This window comes from Streptomyces sp. NPDC058579 (assembly GCF_042718575.1).
Lineage (GTDB): Bacteria > Actinomycetota > Actinomycetes > Streptomycetales > Streptomycetaceae > Streptomyces.
The window spans coordinates 207276-224428 of record NZ_JBHXPI010000002.1 but is presented as its reverse complement, the minus strand read 5'-3'; the positions used below and the strand labels follow the sequence as shown (position 1 = coordinate 224428).

At 72.9% G+C, this 17153-nt stretch carries 17 protein-coding genes; 5 read left to right on the top strand and 12 right to left on the bottom strand.

Going from position 1 to position 17153, the window contains the following annotated elements; genetic code table 11:
* Window positions 1-19: 19 nt before the first annotated feature.
* Window positions 20-925 (bottom strand): arginase family protein, encoded by a 906-nt coding sequence (locus ACFWRO_RS03890; protein WP_384504020.1) that lies wholly within the window; start codon window positions 923-925, stop codon window positions 20-22.
* Window positions 926-984: 59 nt separating this feature from the next.
* Here ACFWRO_RS03890 and ACFWRO_RS03885 point away from each other — a divergent pair, with 59 nt between their 5' ends.
* Complete coding sequence (locus tag ACFWRO_RS03885; protein ID WP_384504018.1) at window positions 985-1317, top strand: DUF6204 family protein; 333 nt, start codon at window positions 985-987, stop codon at window positions 1315-1317.
* Here the strand turns inward: ACFWRO_RS03885 and ACFWRO_RS03880 are convergent.
* The 4 genes from ACFWRO_RS03880 to ACFWRO_RS03865 form a co-directional block, all read right to left on the bottom strand.
* Window positions 1305-1874 (bottom strand): GNAT family N-acetyltransferase, encoded by a 570-nt coding sequence (locus ACFWRO_RS03880; protein WP_384504016.1) that lies wholly within the window; start codon window positions 1872-1874, stop codon window positions 1305-1307. The genes ACFWRO_RS03885 and ACFWRO_RS03880 overlap by 13 nt on opposite strands.
* Before the next feature lie 34 nt (window positions 1875-1908).
* A complete protein-coding gene (locus ACFWRO_RS03875; RefSeq protein ID WP_384504014.1) occupies window positions 1909-2268 on the bottom strand; it encodes a hypothetical protein in 360 nt (119 codons plus the stop codon).
* Window positions 2265-2507, bottom strand: coding sequence for a DUF1049 domain-containing protein (locus ACFWRO_RS03870; protein WP_384504012.1), 243 nt, complete (start codon window positions 2505-2507; stop codon window positions 2265-2267). The genes ACFWRO_RS03875 and ACFWRO_RS03870 overlap by 4 nt, the downstream gene beginning before the upstream one ends.
* 154 nt (window positions 2508-2661) lie before the next feature.
* On the bottom strand, window positions 2662-4089 hold the full coding sequence (locus ACFWRO_RS03865; RefSeq protein WP_384504011.1) for an MFS transporter: 1428 nt from the start codon (window positions 4087-4089) through the stop codon (window positions 2662-2664).
* Between the two features lie 157 nt (window positions 4090-4246).
* Between ACFWRO_RS03865 and ACFWRO_RS03860 the strand changes: the two genes are divergently transcribed.
* Window positions 4247-4996: a GntR family transcriptional regulator gene (locus tag ACFWRO_RS03860; RefSeq protein WP_362002424.1), complete on the top strand. Its 750-nt coding sequence runs from the start codon at window positions 4247-4249 to the stop codon at window positions 4994-4996.
* Window positions 4997-5051: 55 nt separating this feature from the next.
* Window positions 5052-6146: an adenosine deaminase gene (locus ACFWRO_RS03855; protein ID WP_384504009.1), complete on the top strand. Its 1095-nt coding sequence runs from the start codon at window positions 5052-5054 to the stop codon at window positions 6144-6146.
* 74 nt (window positions 6147-6220) lie between these two features.
* Here the strand turns inward: ACFWRO_RS03855 and ACFWRO_RS03850 are convergent, their stop codons facing one another.
* Complete coding sequence (locus ACFWRO_RS03850; RefSeq protein WP_384504007.1) at window positions 6221-7294, bottom strand: helix-turn-helix domain-containing protein; 1074 nt, start codon at window positions 7292-7294, stop codon at window positions 6221-6223.
* 120 nt (window positions 7295-7414) lie between these two features.
* Between ACFWRO_RS03850 and ACFWRO_RS03845 the strand changes: the two genes are divergently transcribed.
* Together ACFWRO_RS03845 and ACFWRO_RS03840 are read left to right on the top strand one after the other, a co-directional pair.
* Window positions 7415-8320 carry an alpha/beta hydrolase gene (locus tag ACFWRO_RS03845; protein WP_384504005.1) on the top strand — a complete coding sequence of 302 codons (906 nt, stop codon included), beginning with the start codon at window positions 7415-7417 and terminating at the stop codon, window positions 8318-8320.
* Between the two features lie 62 nt (window positions 8321-8382).
* Window positions 8383-8766, top strand: a complete 384-nt coding sequence (locus tag ACFWRO_RS03840; RefSeq protein ID WP_384504004.1) for a cupin — start codon at window positions 8383-8385, stop codon at window positions 8764-8766.
* Between the two features lie 101 nt (window positions 8767-8867).
* On the opposite strand, the gene ACFWRO_RS03835 is transcribed toward ACFWRO_RS03840, so the two are convergent.
* From ACFWRO_RS03835 to ACFWRO_RS03810, 6 genes are all read right to left on the bottom strand, one after another.
* A complete protein-coding gene (locus tag ACFWRO_RS03835; protein ID WP_384504002.1) occupies window positions 8868-10487 on the bottom strand; it encodes a cation acetate symporter in 1620 nt (539 codons plus the stop codon).
* A complete protein-coding gene (locus ACFWRO_RS03830) occupies window positions 10484-11086 on the bottom strand; it encodes a DUF485 domain-containing protein (RefSeq protein ID WP_384504000.1) in 603 nt (200 codons plus the stop codon). Before ACFWRO_RS03830 ends, ACFWRO_RS03835 begins: the two co-directional genes overlap by 4 nt.
* A 277-nt stretch (window positions 11087-11363) precedes the next feature.
* Complete coding sequence (locus tag ACFWRO_RS03825) at window positions 11364-12098, bottom strand: GNAT family N-acetyltransferase (protein ID WP_384503998.1); 735 nt, start codon at window positions 12096-12098, stop codon at window positions 11364-11366.
* Between the two features lie 156 nt (window positions 12099-12254).
* Window positions 12255-14048 (bottom strand): CocE/NonD family hydrolase, encoded by a 1794-nt coding sequence (locus ACFWRO_RS03820; protein ID WP_384504486.1) that lies wholly within the window; start codon window positions 14046-14048, stop codon window positions 12255-12257.
* 158 nt (window positions 14049-14206) lie between these two features.
* Window positions 14207-15139, bottom strand: coding sequence for an LD-carboxypeptidase (locus ACFWRO_RS03815; RefSeq protein WP_384503996.1), 933 nt, complete (start codon window positions 15137-15139; stop codon window positions 14207-14209).
* Entirely contained in the window at window positions 15136-17127 is a 1992-nt protein-coding gene (locus ACFWRO_RS03810; RefSeq protein WP_384503995.1) for a prolyl oligopeptidase family serine peptidase, read from the bottom strand. Before ACFWRO_RS03810 ends, ACFWRO_RS03815 begins: the two co-directional genes overlap by 4 nt.
* Window positions 17128-17153: the final 26 nt, after the last annotated feature.

Here is a 17153-nt window from a genome sequence, read left to right as displayed (position 1 = left end):
TGACCAGGGGGTCTGCCCGTCAGTCTTCCGCGAGGGCGGCGACGACGAGGTCCGTGAGGAGCGCTCCGGCCGTGCCGTCCGGGTCGAGATCGGGGTCGTAGATCGTGACGTTGAGGCCGACGCAGCGCTCGGAGCGGACCAAGGTCCGCAGCAGGGGGACGAGTTCCTCGGGCAGCAGCCCGTCGGGGTCGGGGCTGTCGACGGCCGGCATCACGGAGGGGTCGAGGACGTCGGCGTCCAGGTGCACCCAGAAGCCGTCGAGCGCCGGGGTCCCGAAGGAGGTGACCGTGGCGGCGGCGAGCTCGGCCGGACCCCAGGCGCGCAGGTCGGCGACGGTGACGACGGGGACCTTCAGGGCGCGCAGCTCCACGAGTTCGGGATCGTCGTGGTAGGCGTCGCGGATGCCGAAGAGGCGGACGTCCTCCTCGCGGAGGTAGGGGCCGCGGCCCTCCAGGTCGGTGAGGTCCCGCTGGCCGCGGCCGGTGGCGAGGGCCAGCTCCTCGCCGCCCGCGGCGCCGACCCCGTCGGAGTTGCCGGGGTGGCGGAAGTCGGGAGAGGCGTCGACGGCGGCGAGTCCGTAGCGGCCGATGCGGCGCAGGGCGAGGGAGGCGCCGAGCTGGATCGAGCAGTCGCCGCCGAGGACGAGGAGGAAGTCCCCGGCCCGTACGTGGTGTTCGATCCGGTCGGCGAGGGTGCGGGTGTACGTCGCGAGGGCGGCCGCGTTGAAGACGCCGTCGCCCTCCTGCCAGTCGCCGAGGTCGTAGCGGGGCGGGACGACGACCCCGCCCTCGACGGCGCCGAGGCGGGCCACGATCCGATTCTCTCGGAGCGCTCCGGCGAGCTTGTGGCAGCCGGGCACGGCACCGGGAACCGGCGGCCGCAGGCCGAGGTTGGAGGGGGCGTCGAGGGCCACGATATTCCGCATGCGCCTCATCCTCTCCGCCGTACTCTGGATCTTCAACAGTGACGGGAGTACGGAGAGAGATGAGCACCCAGCACACCTACCGGGTGATCGTGCGCGGCGCGTTCGACGGTCTGTCGGAGGAGAGCCGGACCCGGCTGCTTGCCGAGGTGGACGCGCACGGGATCGAGGCGATGCGGTTCACCGAGGAGGGCTCGCTCACCTACGACAGGACCCTGAAGCACTTCTCGTACCGGCTGATCGTCGTCTCGGACGCGGCGGACGGCGAGGAGATGGCCGGCGTGCTCGCCGAGGACCGGGCGGAGACGGCGCTCGCGGAGCTCGGGCACGCCCACGGGGTGCTGAAGTCCTCCGTGACCGACATGGACACGATGAAGATCAACTACAAGCGCTGAGCGGGCGTCGCCGGGGGTTCCGGGGCGGTGATCGCCCAGCGCTCGTGGTCCCGCCATGCGCCGTCGATGTGCAGCATGGCGGGCGAGAACCCTTCGAGCCGGAAGCCGGCCCGGCGCACGAGCGCGCGTGAGGCGGCGTTGCCCGGCTGGATGTTGGCCTCCAGGCGGTGGAGCCGCAGGGGACCGAAGGCGTACGGGAGGAGAAGGCCGAGCGCCTCGCCCATCAGCCCACGGCCCGCCGCGTGCGTGAAGGCTCCGTAGCCGAGGGCGCCGCTGAGGAACGCGCCCCGGACGATGTTGTTGATGTTGAGGAACCCGGCGATCCGGCCCCGCTCCGCCCGCTCGCAGACCAGGAACCCCGCCCTCGCGGGGTCCTCGGTCAGCGCCTTGGCGTACGCCGCGTAGCTCTCGGGCCTGTCGGGCGGGAAGAGCCACGGACGGTGGGTGGCGCGGCTCTCGCGCGCCCGCGCGGTGAACTCCTCGGCGTCGTCCAGGGAGTAGCCGCGCAGGCCGACGCGGGGGCCGGCGGTGAGGTACAGGTCAAGATCGTCGGACATGGTCCCAGGGTGCCAGGGCGCCGGGGCGGGGGCGTCAGCGGCGGGCCGAGCGGACGCGCGGCGGGCAGGCCTCGCCCCGCTTGACCACGCCGATCACGACGGTCGTCCGGCCGTCGAGGGCCGCGCCCTCGTCCGGGTACTGCGTGCACACCCACCAGTTCGGCGGCCAGAGCACCCGCCGGTCGCGGCCGCCGACGTCGTGGACGTCGAGGCGGGTGCGCGGGGCGAGGGCGGTGAAGACCCGCCAGAGGCCCTTGCCGAGGAAGGCCGGCATCGGCCGGGCGGGCACCGGCACGCCGTCGGCGTCGGCCGCGACCGCGTCGTCCGCCGAGGTGACCGCCACGGCCGCGAGGGCGAGGAGGGCACCGGCCCCGAGGAACGCCGCCCGTCTCATGCGCGCCGCCGGGTCGCCGTGTAGTAGCCACAAGCCCCGCCGAGCAGGGTCGTGGCGAGGAGCGCCAGATAGAGCGGCATCGTCACCTCGGGAATGAGCAGCCGGATCCTGACCTGCCGGGTGTTCTCGAAGATCAGGACGAGGGTGATGACGGCGACGACCGCCATCGCGATCCGGCCGGGCGTGAAGGGTCCGGTGGAGCGGGGTCTTCCGCCGCTCGATGTCTCCTTGGGACTCATGCCCGGACCTCTCCTCCGTCGTACGCGGCCGCCCCCGTGGGACCAGGATGGAGGGATCCGGTCCGCACGGGGGCGGTGGGAGGGGCCGTACGGGTGAGGGTGCGGCCTCGCCCGTCGTCCCTGGTCGGTGAGCCCGGCCGGTGGGCCGACCGGCTCAGTGGTGGGCTAGCACCGGTTGCGGCTCGTCGGCGGTGTCCTCCGCCGGGTCGGGGCGCTGGATGAGCAGGGCGGTGACGACGCCGATGCCGAGCAGGGCGAGGGCCGCGTACATCGCGTGCTGGTAGCCCGCCTCGGTCGGTCCGCCCGCGTCGCTGCCCGCGGTGATCATCGCGGAGGCCAGGGCGATGCCGAGGGAGGCCCCGATGCCGAAGCAGGCGCCGTTGAGGCCGGAGAGCGAACCGGGCTTGTCCTTGGGGGCGGTGGTGACGGCGAGGCCGTTGAGGCCCGTGAGCATGAAGCCGCCGTAGGTGACGCCGAGCGCCGCGAGCGAGGCCACCAGGATCCACTCGTCGTGCAGGAAGAAGGTGGCGAGGAGGAAGATCGCGAAGTTGGCGATCGCGCCGGTCACGACGATCTTGCGCCAGCCGATCTTCGGGCCGAGCCGCCCGGTCAGCGGGGCGGAGACCACACCGATCAGCTGGATCGGGGTGAGGAAGAGGACGGCGGCGGTCACTGCGGAGAGCCCGAGGCCGACCCGGGCGTCCTGCGAGAAGAGCGGGATGGTCAGCGCGATGGCGCCGAAGGCGCCGCCCAGGGTGCAGACGGTGGTGAGCAGCAGCGGCCAGGCGCGGCGGGAGGCCAGGACGTCGATGTCGATGACCGGGTTGGCCGCGCTCTTCTGCGAGACGACGAAGTAGACCAGCGAGGCGAGACCGCCGAGCAGGAATCCGAGGGTGAGGACGGAGGTCCAGCCCCAGGCGGCGCCCTGGGCGAGGCCGACGAGGATGCCGGTGAGGCCGAGCGCGAGGGCGGCGATGCCCCGGGAGTCGAAGCGGCCGTCGGTCGCGGTGGGCGGGACGTCGGGGACGTACTTCCGTACGCCGAGCAGGCCCGCGACGGCGATCAGGGTGGAGCAGACGAAGATGCCGCGGAAGCCGATGGTGTCGGCGATCTGACCGCCGGCGATGGCGTCGACCCCGGCGAGGCCGCCGTTGACGGCGGTGATGATGCCCGCGGCCTTGCCGAAGCCGGCCGGGGTGAGGAGCTGGTTCAGGGTGAGGAAGGCGAGGGTGAACATCGCCGCCGACATGCCCTGGAGGATGCGGCCCGCGATGAAGATCTCGATGTTCGGCGCGAAGACGCAGAGCAGGTTGCCGGCGATCAGGACGAAGGCGCAGACGATCATCATCGGCTTGCGGCCGCGCTGGTCGCTGAGGCGGGCGAGGGTGACCTGGCCGATGGCCGCCATCAGGAAGAACAGGGTCTGGGAGAGACCGGCGGCGGCCGTGGTGGTGCCGAGGCGCTCGATGACATCCGGCAGTGCGGGGCTGAGCATCGTGGCGTTGATCTGGTACCCGAGGACGGCGAGCACCATCGCCAGGAGCATGGGACCTCGGCCCTTGAGGTCGGATGTGGCTGACATTGGGGCCCCTTTGCCGTGGATGCCATAACGATGAACCGAGCTTGTCTGACAAGCAACGCCCGAACAGAGTGAGTTCTACGCGCGTCACACGTCAAGACCCTTTGACCTGTGATTCCGAATACCGTTCACTTGCCGACAAGTCGAAGAAGGAGGGGCAGTGGCGGTCAGCGGACAGCAGCGGCGACCGGTCGTGGTGCTCTACGAGCGCATCGCCGACGCCATCCACGACGGCACCTATCCCCCGGGTTCGACCCTGCCCTCCGAACCGAAGCTCGCCGGCGAACTGGGCGTCAGCCGCCCCGCCCTGCGCGAGGCCCTGCTGCTGCTCCAGGAGGACGGTCTGCTCTCCGTACGGCGCGGGGTCGGCCGGACGGTCAACGACCACCCGCCGCGCCGGGGCTTCGAGCACATCCAGCCCCTGGAGGAGCTGATCGGCGCGGGCGCGCCGCTGCGGGTACGGGCGCTGCTGCGGGCGGTCGAGGAGCCGACCGACTTCACCACCCAGCACCTGCTCGCCCCGGCCCGGGCGGAGCTGCGGTTCTGGGAGTCGCTGCTGGCCGGGGAGGGTGCGGCGGCCGCGCTCAGCCAGGAGTGGGCGGCGGCCGACGACGTACTGGAGCGGGCGCACCCGGCCTTCGCGGAGGCGCTGCGCACGGAGCCCGCGCCCGAGCGGACCTCGATGCTGGCGGTGCTCGCCGGGGCCTCGCGCGGGGTGTCGCTCGGCGCGCACAGCAGCGTGACGGCGACCCTGCTCGGGCAGCGCAGAGGCGAGCAGCTCGGCCGCCCCGCCGACACCCCGGCGGTCCTCGTCACCCAGGTGGTACGGGTCGGGGAGACCCCGGTCCTGGCCGCCAAGCACATGCTCCCCACGGGCGCGCCGGCCCTCCCGGTCCTCCAGTCGAACTGAGCGGGCGACGACCGTCACAGCGCCCCGCCCCCACCGTGGCGTACACTTCCGCGCCATGCACTTGTCTGACAACCCTGCCGCTGCCCCTGCCGTCGTCGCCGAGTGGATCCGCCGCGCGCCGAAGGCCGTCCTCCACGACCACCTGGACGGCGGTCTGCGCGCCGCCACGATCGTCGAACTGGCCCGGGAGTGCGGCTACACCGCGCTGCCGACCGAGGACCCGGCCGCGCTCGCGGTCTGGTTCCGGGACGCCGCCGACTCCGGCTCGCTCGAGCGGTACCTGGAGACCTTCGCCCACACCTGCGCGGTGATGCAGACCCGCGAGTCGCTGCACCGGATCGCGGCCGAGTGCGCCGAGGACCTGGCGGCCGACGGGGTCGTCTACGCCGAGATCCGCTACGCCCCCGAGCAGCACCTGGCGGCCGGGCTGACCCTGGACGAGGTCGTCGAGGCGGTCAACGACGGCTTCCGCGAGGGCGAGCGCCGTTCGGGCGGCCGGATAACCGTCCGCGCCCTCCTCACGGGCATGCGCCACACCGACCGTTCGCTGGAGATCGCCCAGCTCACGGTGGCGCACCGGGACCAGGGCGTGGCCGGCTTCGACATCGCGGGCGGCGAGATCGGCAACCCGCCGGCCCGTCACCTGCCCGCCTTCCAGCACCTGAAGCGGCACAACTGCCACTTCACGATCCACGCGGGCGAGGCCGTCGGCGCGGAGTCGATCCACGAGGCCGTGCAGGTCTGCGGCACCGAGCGGATCGGTCACGGCGTGCGGATCACGGACGACATCGCCGAGGACGGCACGCTCGGCCACCTGGCCGCGTACGTCCGCGACAACCGGATCGCGCTGGAGGTCTGCCCGACCTCCAACCTCCAGACGGGCGCGGCCAAGGACTACGCCTCGCACCCGATCGACGAGCTGCGCCGGCTCGGCTTCCGGATCACGCTGAACACGGACAACAGGCTGGTCTCCGGCACCACCATGAGCGAGGAGTTCCAGCACATGGTGGACGCCTTCGGCTACGGCCCCGAGGTCTTCGAGGAGTTCACGATCGCGGCCCTCGACGCCGCCTTCCTCCCGCTCCCGGAGCGGCAGCGGCTGATCGACGAGATCGTCCGCCCGGGTTACGCGGCGCTCGCGAGCGCCTAGTCGAGGGACCGGGTCCGGGGCGGAGGCGGGGGGACCGCCTCGGACCGGTCAGCCGTCCCGGTCAGCCCTCGCAGTCAGCCCTCGCGGTCGGCGAGCAGCCGCCACGCGGTGAGCGCGACGGTGGCCCGGACAAGGCCTGCGGGTTCGGCGAGTTCGATTCCCAGGGTCTTCCCGATCTGTTCCAGGCGGCGGGCGACGCTGCTGTGGTGCAGGTGGAGGAGTTGGGCGGCCCGGCGCTGGGAGCCGGTGGCGCAGTAGGCGTCCAGGGTCGCCAGGTCGCCCGTGTTGCCGGCGAGGGCGGCGATCGCCGCCACGTCCGCGTCCTCCAGTGCGGCGCCCGGCGGCACCTGCGCCAGGAGCGCAAGGGCTCCGATCCTGGCGTGGTGGACGACCGGTCGGTGCGGGGTGGTGAACCGGAGCGCGCTGCGGGCCTGCCGCCAGGACCGTTCCGGGCCGTCGGCGGCGCCGATGCCCGCGCGGGCGTCCGCCGGGAAGCGGTCCTCGTCCACGCCGGTGGTCAGGAGGACGCCCACGTCGCCGACCGTGGCCGCCTTCACCGTGCGGCCCTGGCAGACCAGGGCGCCGATCCGGTGGAGCGGCAGCTGCGACCGTACGGCGACGACCTCCACCGGCACGTCGGGGGCGAACCCCAGGAGCCGTAACGCCCGTGCCGTGGCGGCCTCGTCGCCGCCGGAGCTGATGACCAGTTCGACGAGGGCGGGATCGGCCATGGTGGTCCGGGCCGGTCCGTACCGCTCAACGACCGTCGCGGCGGCGATGGCGAGGCGCTCGAGGACCACCGCGTCGAGGAGCAGCGGCGGTCCGGGCCGCTCCAGCCACACCTCGCCGATCTCCTCCTCGTCGAGGGTGATCGGCACGGGCGCGGACGCGGGGGCGGGCTCGGCTGCGGACCCGGGTGCGGGCGTCGGCGGTTCCGCCGGCGGGCTGCCGTCGGGCGCGACGCGCAGCGTCCGACCCGTGCCGTGGAGCCGGATCCCCGCCACGCACTCGGCAAGCCCCGCCGATGCCCGGGCGAGCGCCGGCAGGTCCACCCGGCGGCGCATGAGCGTGTCGTAGAACGCGACGACGCGGATCGCGCCTTCGGCGTACGCATCCAGTCCCGACAGCCGTACGGCGAGTGCCTCCATGGCGCAAGAGTAGAACGCGCGAGGGGCGCGCAGGGGCGCGCCGATCGGTGCGCGATCGGGGCGGGAGACGCGACGGGCGACGGGGTGACCGCGCGGACCGGGGCCGTGAGGATGAGCCGCATGGATCCCGAACTCGAACCCTTCGTCCCCCTGCTCCCCCGACAGGACCTCACCGACCCGGTGGCCGCCCGCGCGAAGGTCGCCGCGCTCGCCGCCTCGATACCGGCGCCGGACACCACGGGCCTGGACGTCCAGGACCGTACGGTGCCCGCCGATCACGACGTGCCGGTACGGATCTATCGGCCGAAGGACGCCCAGGGCGCCGTCCTCTGGCTGAGCGGCGGCGGCTGGGTCGTCGGCGACCTGGACACCGAGCGCCACTGGGGCGCCCGGCTCGCGGCAGGCTCCGGGGCGGTCGTGATCTCGGTGAACTACCGCCGGTCTCCCGAGAACCGGTTCCCCGCCGCACTGGACGACGTGTACGCCGTACTGTCCTGGACGGCCGAGCACGCGGCAGAACTCGGCGTCGACCCGGACCGGATCGCGGTCGGCGGCCACAGCGCCGGCGGCGGGCTCGCGGCGGCGGTGGCGTTGCGGGCGCGGGACGAGCAGGGTCCCCCGATCCGCTTCCAGGCGCTCAATCAGCCGGCCCTGGACGACCGCCAGGACACCTGGTCGCAGCGCACCTTCACCGACACGCCCTTGCAGGACCGCGCCACCGTCGAGATGGCGTGGCGGCACTATCTGGGCTCCGCGCAGGCCACCCCCTACGCGGCGCCGGCCCGGGCGACCGAGCTGTCCGGGCTCCCTCCCGCGTACATCTCCACCGCGGAGTTCGACCCGCTCCGCGACGAGGAGATCACCTACGCGCTACGCCTGCTCCAGGCGGGCGTGCCGGTCGAACTGCACCAGTGGCCCGGCACCTTCCACGGGTCGCAGGCGATCCTCTCCGCCGAGGTCTCCCAGCGGCAGCTCGCCGAACTCTGCGCGGCCCTGCGCCGCGCGCTGGCCGACACCACCGGGTGACCGGCGCCCCCGGGTGACCGGCGCCCCCAGGTGAACGAAGACCGACGAAAGGACCCGACGACATGAGCGTCACCCCGATCGACCTGTACGCCTCGTTCCTCCAGCTCGACCACGGCGGTCAGGTGCGCGCCGTGCAGCCCGTGTTCGACCCCGAGCGGGACGGCTGGCAGGTGATGACCTTCCACGTGGAGAACGACGCCGATGTCCACGCCGACCACTGGGAGGTCCACACGGAGGCGGACGAGGTGGTCGCCTGTCTGACCGGCGGGATACGGCTCTCCTTCCGCCCCGAGCGGCCGGGGGAGGCCGAGGAGGAGATCGAGTTGGTGGCCGGGACCGCGGCGGTCGTCCCGCGCGGCCGATGGCACCGGCTCGCGCTGAACGGCCCCAGCGACATCATGTCCCTCACCCGGCCGCGAGGAAGCCGCCTGGAGCGGCGGGCCTAGGGGACACCCCCTAGGCACCTCGGAACAGGCACCTCTGGACGGCCGAAAGGGCGCCCGGCCCGGAACTTCGGGCCGGGCGCCCTTTCGTCGGGGCGTGCGCGTCAGGACGCGGAGGCGCTGTTCGCCGCGGGTGTGCCGGCCAGGATCGTCTCCTCCACCGCTTCGTACCGCATGCGCTGGTCGGCCGGGTCACGTTCGCGGAGCACCGTGCCGAGCCAGCCCGCGAGGAAGCCCAGCGGGGCCGAGAGGATGCCCGACGTGGTGAACGGGAACCAGTTGAAGTCCTGGTCCGGGAAGATCGCCTGGGGCGATCCGGACACCAGGTTGCTGCCGGTCATGAGGATGAACGCGGAGGCGCTGCCCACGATGAGGGTGCAGAGCAGCCCCGTACGGGAGTAGCGGCGCCAGAAGAGGCTGTAGATGAGGGCCGGTGCGACCGCGGACGCGCCGATGCAGAACGACAGGGTGAGCAGTGCCTGAAGGTTCAGATGCCGTGCACCGGCGGCGATCGCGATCGCCACGAGCCCGACGACCGCCGCGGCGGTCCGGGCGATGGCCATCTCTGTGGAGCCCTTCAGTTGCGCCTTGCGGCGCAGCCCGTGGGTGATGAGGTCGTGCGCCAGGGTGTTGGCGCAGGCGAGGGTGATCCCGGCGACCGAGGCCAGCAGGGTGAGGAAGATGGCTGTCGTCACGGCCGTGAACAGCAGCGTCTCGAAGGCCGTCTGGTCCGCGCCCATGACGGCCTGGCTGACCATGAGGAACGCTGTCTTGCCCTGCGGGTCGCCGGCGACGATCCCCTGGCGGCCGACGATCGCCGCCGCACCGAAGCCGATGACGGCGATCAGCAGACAGGTCACGACGACGGTCGACACGGCCCAGGACATCGAGCGCCGCACGGCTGCCGCGCTGCGCGCGGTGAACATGCGCATGGTGATCTGCGGCAGCACCGCGGCGCCGAGCACGACGGTCAACTGAGTGCTGATCATGTCGAGTTCGTTGCCGCCGAACTGCAGACCGGAGGCGAGATAGGCGTCTCCCGCCCCGCTGCCGCGCTTGGCGGCGTCCAGCAGGGAGGGCAGGCTGAAGTCGAAGCGGTTGAGGATGAGCGCGGCGATCGCGAGGGACGCGCCGAGCAGGGCGACGGTCTTGACGATCTGGATGAAGGCGGTGCCCTTCATGCCGCCGATCGCCGCGTACGCGATCATCAGCAGGCCCAGGAACACGATCGCCCCGGTCTTGAAGCCGTCGGCGTGGAAGCCGAGGACGACGGAGAGGAGATCGCCGGCGCCCGCGAGCTGGAAGATCACCAGGGGCAGCAGTGCGGTCAGGGTGACCGCGGCCGTGGTGATCCGCACGGCGGGGCCGGGGAGACGCCGGGTGAAGACGTCGCCGATCGTGAACCGGCCGGCGTTACGCAGCGGTTCGGCGAGCAGGAACATCATCAGGACCAGCGAGAGCACGGTGCTCAGGGCGAGCGTGACGCCGTCGTAGCCGACGAGCGCGATGATGCCGATGGTGCCGAGCACGGTGCCGGCGGAGATGTAGTCGCCGGCGATCGCGAGGCCGCTCTGCACGGGGGAGAGCGAGCGGTAGCCGGTGTAGAAATCGCCCAGGTCGTCACGGTCGGGGGCGGTCATCACGCACAGCAGCAGCGTGACGGTGATGACCGCGATGAACGCCATCAGTGACATGGTCTGGGCCTCGGAGCTGAAGCTGGTCATGCGCGCGCACCTCCGCCGGGCTGCTGCCACACGGGACGTCCGGAGCGGCTCGGGCGTTCCGGCCGGGGCGCGGCCGCCGCGGCCGCCCGCTCGGCGCGTGCGCGGATCGCCGCGGCGAGCGGGTCGACGCGCTTGCGCGCGATCCGCTCGTACAGCGCGATCGCGGCCAGCGCCACGGGCAGCTGGAGGAGCCCCAGGACCAGACCGGTGGTGAGGCCACCGGTGATGTTGCCGGTCATCACCGAGGGGGCGTAGCCGGACAGGAAAAGGAAGATGACGAAGTAGCCGAGCGCGGTGAAGGTGGCGACGCGGCGGAGCCTGCGGTAGGCCGATCCGAGCCGGCGCAGATCATCACGATCGTCGGTGGCGGCGGGCGGTTGCGGCTGCGGGGACGCGTCCCAGGGCTGCTGCGCGGAGTCCCAGCCCTGCGGCGAGGAGTCCCACGCTCGCGGGGACGAGTCCCAGGCCGCCTGTGGATCGGTGTCCCAGGACGGCGATCCACCCTCCCAGGACTGCGACGCCGCCTCTTGGCGGTGCCGCCCGGCATTCCGGTGCTGGGGGACGGGCGGTGGGCCGGGGAAAGGCTGGTGGTACGACATCGATCTCGCTCCTTGCCGCCCCGGGGAACGGGCGGGTGGCGCTGGTGGTCCGCGTACGTTACTCATGGGTATAGCCCTTGCGTAAGGGGTTTCCGACCGCTTGGTATGTCGGTTCGGTGACGATCCTGTGCGTGTAGCAACGGAACCCGCGGTAACCCCGTCGTGGATCTTTCCGCAGGTCACGGGCAAGTCTCGGGCCGACGATGCGGCCCCTGCCCGGAATCGCGAAGAGCAGCCCCCGGGCCGGGGGCTGCTCTCCGTGATCGCGCGGGCTCGGCTACGCGCAGACGAGCGGGCCCCGCGGGGCCGTGGCCGCCTCGGCGCGCGAGGCGTGGGAGGCATGGGAGGCGTCGGAGGCGCGAGGGGCGTGGTTCGCCGTGCGGGCTTCGAGGATGCCGCGGACCATCGGCCACTCCTCGTCCAGGACCGAGTAGAAGGCGGTGCTCCGTACCGCCCCGTCCAGGCCGCGCGAGTGGGCCCGGCGCACGCCCTCGCAGGTGGCGCCGAGGCGTTCGATGGCGGCCCGGGAACGCAGGTTGCGCGCGTCCGCGCGCATCGAGACGCGGCGTACGCCCCACGCCTCGAAGGCGTGGCGCAGCATCAGCAGCTTGGCCTCGGTGTTGATGCCGGTGCCCTGGGCTCCCGGCGAGAGCCAGGTGTTGCCGATCTCGGCCGCGTCGGGGACCGCGGTGAGCGGGTCGCCGTGGGGCACCCCGGGGACCGCTGGCCAGACCAGCGGTCCCTGCCAGTAGTCGAGCTCCAGGAAGCGGGTCGAGCCCACCACCCGCCCGTCGGCGGTACTGACGACGGCGAAGGGCAGCGCCCGGCCCGCGGCCTGATCGGCCAGGGCCCGTTCGATGTAGATCTCCGCCGCGTCCAGGCTGTGGGGGACGGGCGTGAACGCGTACGTCGTACGGTCCTCGGTGCCGGCCGCGGCGATCGCGACGGCGTGCTGTGGTGCGAGGGGTTCCAGCCGTACGGTGCGGCCGGACAGCACAAGGGGAAGTGGCACGGGGCCTTCGGTCCTTCTACGAGGCGGGGAGATGCCACCCGCACCGGCGTCTCACGGTGCGTAGGCGGAGGCACAGTCTGCGGCCCGCTGCCCGCGGAGCGGGGAAATATCAGGTAAAGAAGGGCCTAAGGTCGCGTGAATCCACCCTTCTGGCCGCTAACCCACCCGGCCCTTGACAAGGGGAAGTTCCAGGGTGCCGGTGTCCTCCGGCGCGGCGGTGACGATCACCGGCTTCACCCCCCGGTTCCCGGCGTACGCGTCGTCGCTCGCGGCGATCACGAACTCCAGCCGGTGGCCTGCCTCGTAGCGATGGGCGATGCCCGGCAGCTCGACCGTGAAGGGCCGGGTCACGTCGGGGACGCGCACCGGTGCCACGAGCCGGTTGACCAGGGTCTTCTTCCCGTCCGGGGCGATGTCGTAGACCTTGGCGAAGAGCACCAGCCTGTCGGCGGCGTCGCCGGAGTCCTGGACCCGCTCGGCCTTCGGGGAGACGACCCGGAGGGTGGCCTTCGGGGAGCCGACGAGGTCGACGGGGGCGGTCAGCGGGGCGCTGGTCCAGGCGAGGTGGGTGCCCTTGAGGTCGTACGGCTGCGGGTCGGGCAGCCCGATCAGGCCGGTGAGCGAGGACTCGGAGTGGCTCGTGGGGACCAGCCAGTTGCTGTACGTACGCGAGCCTCGGGCGACCTTGGCGCGGTTGTCGACGAGCTTGCCGTCCCCGGAGAGGTAGAGCTTCTGGCTGAGGGCAGGGACGATGGCCGCGGTGCCGTAGCCGCTCTGCCAGGAGCGGTAGTACGCGAACTCCGCGCCCGTGTCGGTGCCTGCCGCGCGGCGCAGGTACCGTTCGAACCAGGCGAGGACGCGCCCGCCGACGTAAGTGCTCTCCAGATTGCCCTGCCCGAGGTCGAGTTCGCCGGGAGCCTGACCCCCGCTGTGTCCCCAGGACTGCCAGATCATCTTGGTCTCGACACCGCGCGCCTGGAGCCGCTCGTAGGTGTCCTGGGCCTCGTTGAGGGTGAAGAGGCTGTCGGCCTGACCCTGGACGATCAGGGTCGGCGCCTTGACCCGGTCGAGGTACGAGACCGGGGAGACGCTCCGGGCGAAGTCGAGCATCTTCTTCGTCTCGGCGGCCGGGAAGCGGCCGGAGTTGAGCAGCCGGACGGTGTCGCAGGCGTCGGTCACGAAGTGCAGACAGCGCAGGCTGTTGATCCGGGACGGGTCGAGGGACGGGACGAGCAGCGGCTGGCCCTCCCCCATCAGGTAGAAGCCGTTGGCCCACTGCCATTTGAAGACGCCGGGCGTGGCGCGGTCGGCGGCGTTCGGGGCGAGGGAGTAGGCGAGGTCGTTCCAGGTGATGAGCGGGACGAGCGCGTCGAGCTGGCGGTCGACGGAGGCGGTGGCGAGCTGGACGGCGCCGCCATAGGAGCCGCCGATCATGCCGACACGCGGGTCGCCCGCGCCGTCCTGGGTGACGAAGTCCGCCCGGGTGCCGTCGTCGGCCGCCCGGGTGCCGCCGAGGAAGTCGAGGAGCCGGGCGGCGGCCTGCCCGTCGATGCGGGGGTCGTCGAGGGAGATCAGGCAGCCGGACTTGCCGAAGCCGAGCCCGGAGTAGACGAGCCCGACGTAGCCGCGCTCGGCGAAGGCCTTCCCGATGGCGTCCGTGGACCCGTCCGCCTTGCTCCCGCCGAAGCCGTTGGTGGCGAGCACGGCGGGCGCCGGGTGCGCCGCGTCCACCCCGGCCGGCCGGTACAGGTCGGCGTCGACGGCGCAGGTCCGCCCGCCCGCCTCGACGGTGAACGTCAGCGGGGTGACGGTGTACGCCGACACCCCGGCAGGCGCCCCTGCCTCCGCCCCGCTGGCCGGCCCGGCGAGGGCGAGCGGCGCGGCCACCGCCGTGGTCGCGGCCAGAGCGAGGAGCTTGCGGGGGAGGGACAGCGGCAACGCACGGGACACGGACACGGGGCCTCCACACTGAGGATTACCGACTGGTAAGTACCAAGTGGGGCCCATGGTGTGACACGTGTCAGACCGCGTCAACGCGCCGAGCAGAGGTTGTTGACGGAGATTCAGTGAAGGAGTGCGGAGGGCGCTGAAGGTCCTTGAAGCGCGCCTCAGGCGAGCGCCGGTACGTCCAGGGTCAGCGTCGCCGCCTCCGCGTCCAGGACTCCGGGGACGCCCAGCGGGAAGGTGAGCGCCGTCTCGCTGTGCCCGAAGCCCAGCTCCTCCACCACCGGGACGCCGAGTCCGACAAGCCGGTCGGCGAGGACCGCGCGGACGTCCTCGTAGGGGCCGCACTCCGCCCAGGAGCCCAGGGCGATGCCCGCGACGCCGTCCAGCCAGCCGGAGCGCAGGAGTTGGGTGAGGATGCGGTCGAGCCGGTACGGCTCCTCCCCCACGTCCTCCAGGAGCAGCAGGCCGCCGCGGGCCGAGGGACGGGCGTGCGGGGTGCCCAGGTCGGCGGCGAGGAGGCTCACGCAGCCGCCGAGGGTGACGCCGTGCGCCCGGCCGGGGGCCAGCGGGCGGGCGGTGTCGAGGCCGAGGGTCCGTACCGACTCGGGCTCGAACAGCGTGGTGCGCAGGGACTCCTGGGTGCGCGGGTCCTTGAGGAAGGTGGCCGCCGCGACCATCGGGCCGTGCAGGGTCGCGAGTCCGGTGCGGACGGCGAACGCCTCGTGCAGGGCGGTGACGTCGCTGTAGCCGACGAACACCTTGGGCCCGGCGGCCCGGATCGCCGGCCAGTCGATCAGGTCCACCATCCGCTGGGATCCGTAGCCGCCCCGGGCGCAGAGCACGGCGAACACGCCGGGGTCGCACCAGGCCTCCTGGAGGTCCCGGGCCCGGTCCTCGTCGCCTCCGGCGAGATAGCCCAACTCGCCGTGGACGTCGAGGACATGGGGTGCGACGACGGGTTCCAGGTCCCAGCCGCGCAGGATGTCGAGGCCCGCCGCTAGCCGGTCCTCCGGGATCGGCCCGCTGGGGGCGACGACGGCGACGCGGGCGCCGGGGCGCAGCCGCGCGGGTCGGGTCAGCGGGGTCACGGTCACTTCCTCAGCTCCAGCGGCGGGATGTCCGAGCGCACGACGCCGAAGGTCTGTGCGTACAGGGAGAGTTCGGCCTCCAGGGCGCGGATCATCGTCTCGGCCCGGCGGAAGCCGTGCCCCTCGCCCTCGAAGGCGATGTACGCGTGCGGGACGCCCCGTCCCGCCATCCGCGCGAGGAACCGCTCGGCCTGTGCGGGCGGGCAGATGACGTCGTCGAGGCCCTGGAGCAGCAGGAAGGGGGCGGAGATCCGCTCGACGTGGTCGAGCGGCGAGCGTTCCTGGTAGCGGGCCGGCACCTCGGCGAGTGGCCCGACGAGCGACTCCAGGTACCGCGACTCGAAGTCGTGGGTCTCGTCGGTGGCCCAGCCGAGGAGGTCGAGGATGGGGTAGATGATCGTGCCGCAGGCGTAGACATCGGAGGTGACGAGGGAGGCGGCCGTGGTCCAGCCGCCCGCGCTGCCGCCCCGGACTGCGAGCCGGGCCGGGTCGGCGGTGCCCTCGGCGGCGAGCGCCTCTGCGACGGCGGCGCAGTCCTCGACGTCGACCACGCCCCACTGCTCGCGCAGCCGTTCGCGGTACTCGCGTCCGTAGCCGGTGGAGCCGCCGTAGTTGACCTCGGCGACGCCGATGCCCCGGGAGGTGAAGTAGGCGATCTCCAGGTCGAGGACGAGCGGGGCGTGCCCGGTCGGTCCGCCGTGCGCCCACACGACATAGGGCGGCAGCTCGTGCCCCGAGGGGGTCCGGTCGGGGCTGTGGGGCGGGTAGACGTGGGCGTGGATCTCGCGGTTGTCGGGCCCGGTGAAGGTACGGATCTGGGGCTCGGGGTAGTACGAGGGGTCGACCGGGTCCTCGTGGGCGGAGCCGAGGACGCGGGCCCGGCCCGCGCGGGTGTCCAGCTCCACGACCTCGTACCCGCTGCGCGGGCTCGCGGCGACGCCGACGACCCGGTCGCCGTGCACGGCGAGGGTGGCGGCCCACTCGGTCCACGGTCCCGCGGCGTCGACGAGTTCGCCGCTCTCGGGGTCGAGTATCCCGAGGGCGGTGGCGCCCTTGCCGTGGATGACGGCGACGAGGCCGTTCTCCAGGGGCTGGAACCAGGTGAGGCCGATCTTCCAGAGCGGTCCGCCGAACTCCTCGGGGCGCGGACACAGGGCGACCGGTTCGCCGCCGTCCTCCGCTGCCGTGCGGTAGAGGTTCCACCAGCCGCTGCGGTCGCTGACGTACAGGAGCTGTCCACCGGCGGACCAGCCGACCTGCGGGACGGACTCCTCGGGTCCGCCGGCCACGGTCCGCGCCGGGCCGAAGGCGCCGTCGGGGGTGACGTCGGCGAGGAGGACCTCCGTGCCGTCCCAGGGCATGCGCGGGTGGTCCCAGCCGATCCAGGCGGCCTGCCGGCCGTCCGGGGAGAGCCGGGGGCCGGTGACGAACCGGTGCCGCCCGTCGGAGAGTTCAAGGATCGCACCCCGGTCCTCGGCGGCCGATCCGTCGAGGGGTACGGCGACGAGGACGCGGCGCACATCGGTGGGGGCGGGGCCGGTGAACTCCTCCAGGACGCACCAGACTTCGCCGCGCTCGGGGTGCAACACCGGGTCGGCCCAGCGCAGTCCGCCGCCGACGGAGGAGACGGGGCTGAGCGGCCGGGGCCCGGCACCGGCGGGGGCGTCGGGCTCGTACGCGTACAGCCGCTGGTCGTCGAAGTGGACGAAGACGACGAGCGGGCCGTCGTCCTCGCGCGCCAGGCCCGCCCAGGGCAGTCCGCCGTACTCGATCACCCGGCTGCGGACGTTCCAGGGGGCCGGGAGCACCGACTCCTCTGTGCCGTCGGCGCGTCGGCGTACGAGCGCCCGTCGGCCGCCCTCGGTGGGGCGGGGCGCGGTCCACCACACCTCGTCGCCGACGACGCCGACGTACTCGGGCCGCCCGTCGTGGCGGGCGGCCAGCGCGGCGTCGATCGGGGAGGGCCAGGTGCCGTAGGCGCCCGTGGGTACCATCACGATTTCCTTTACACGGACTCGGG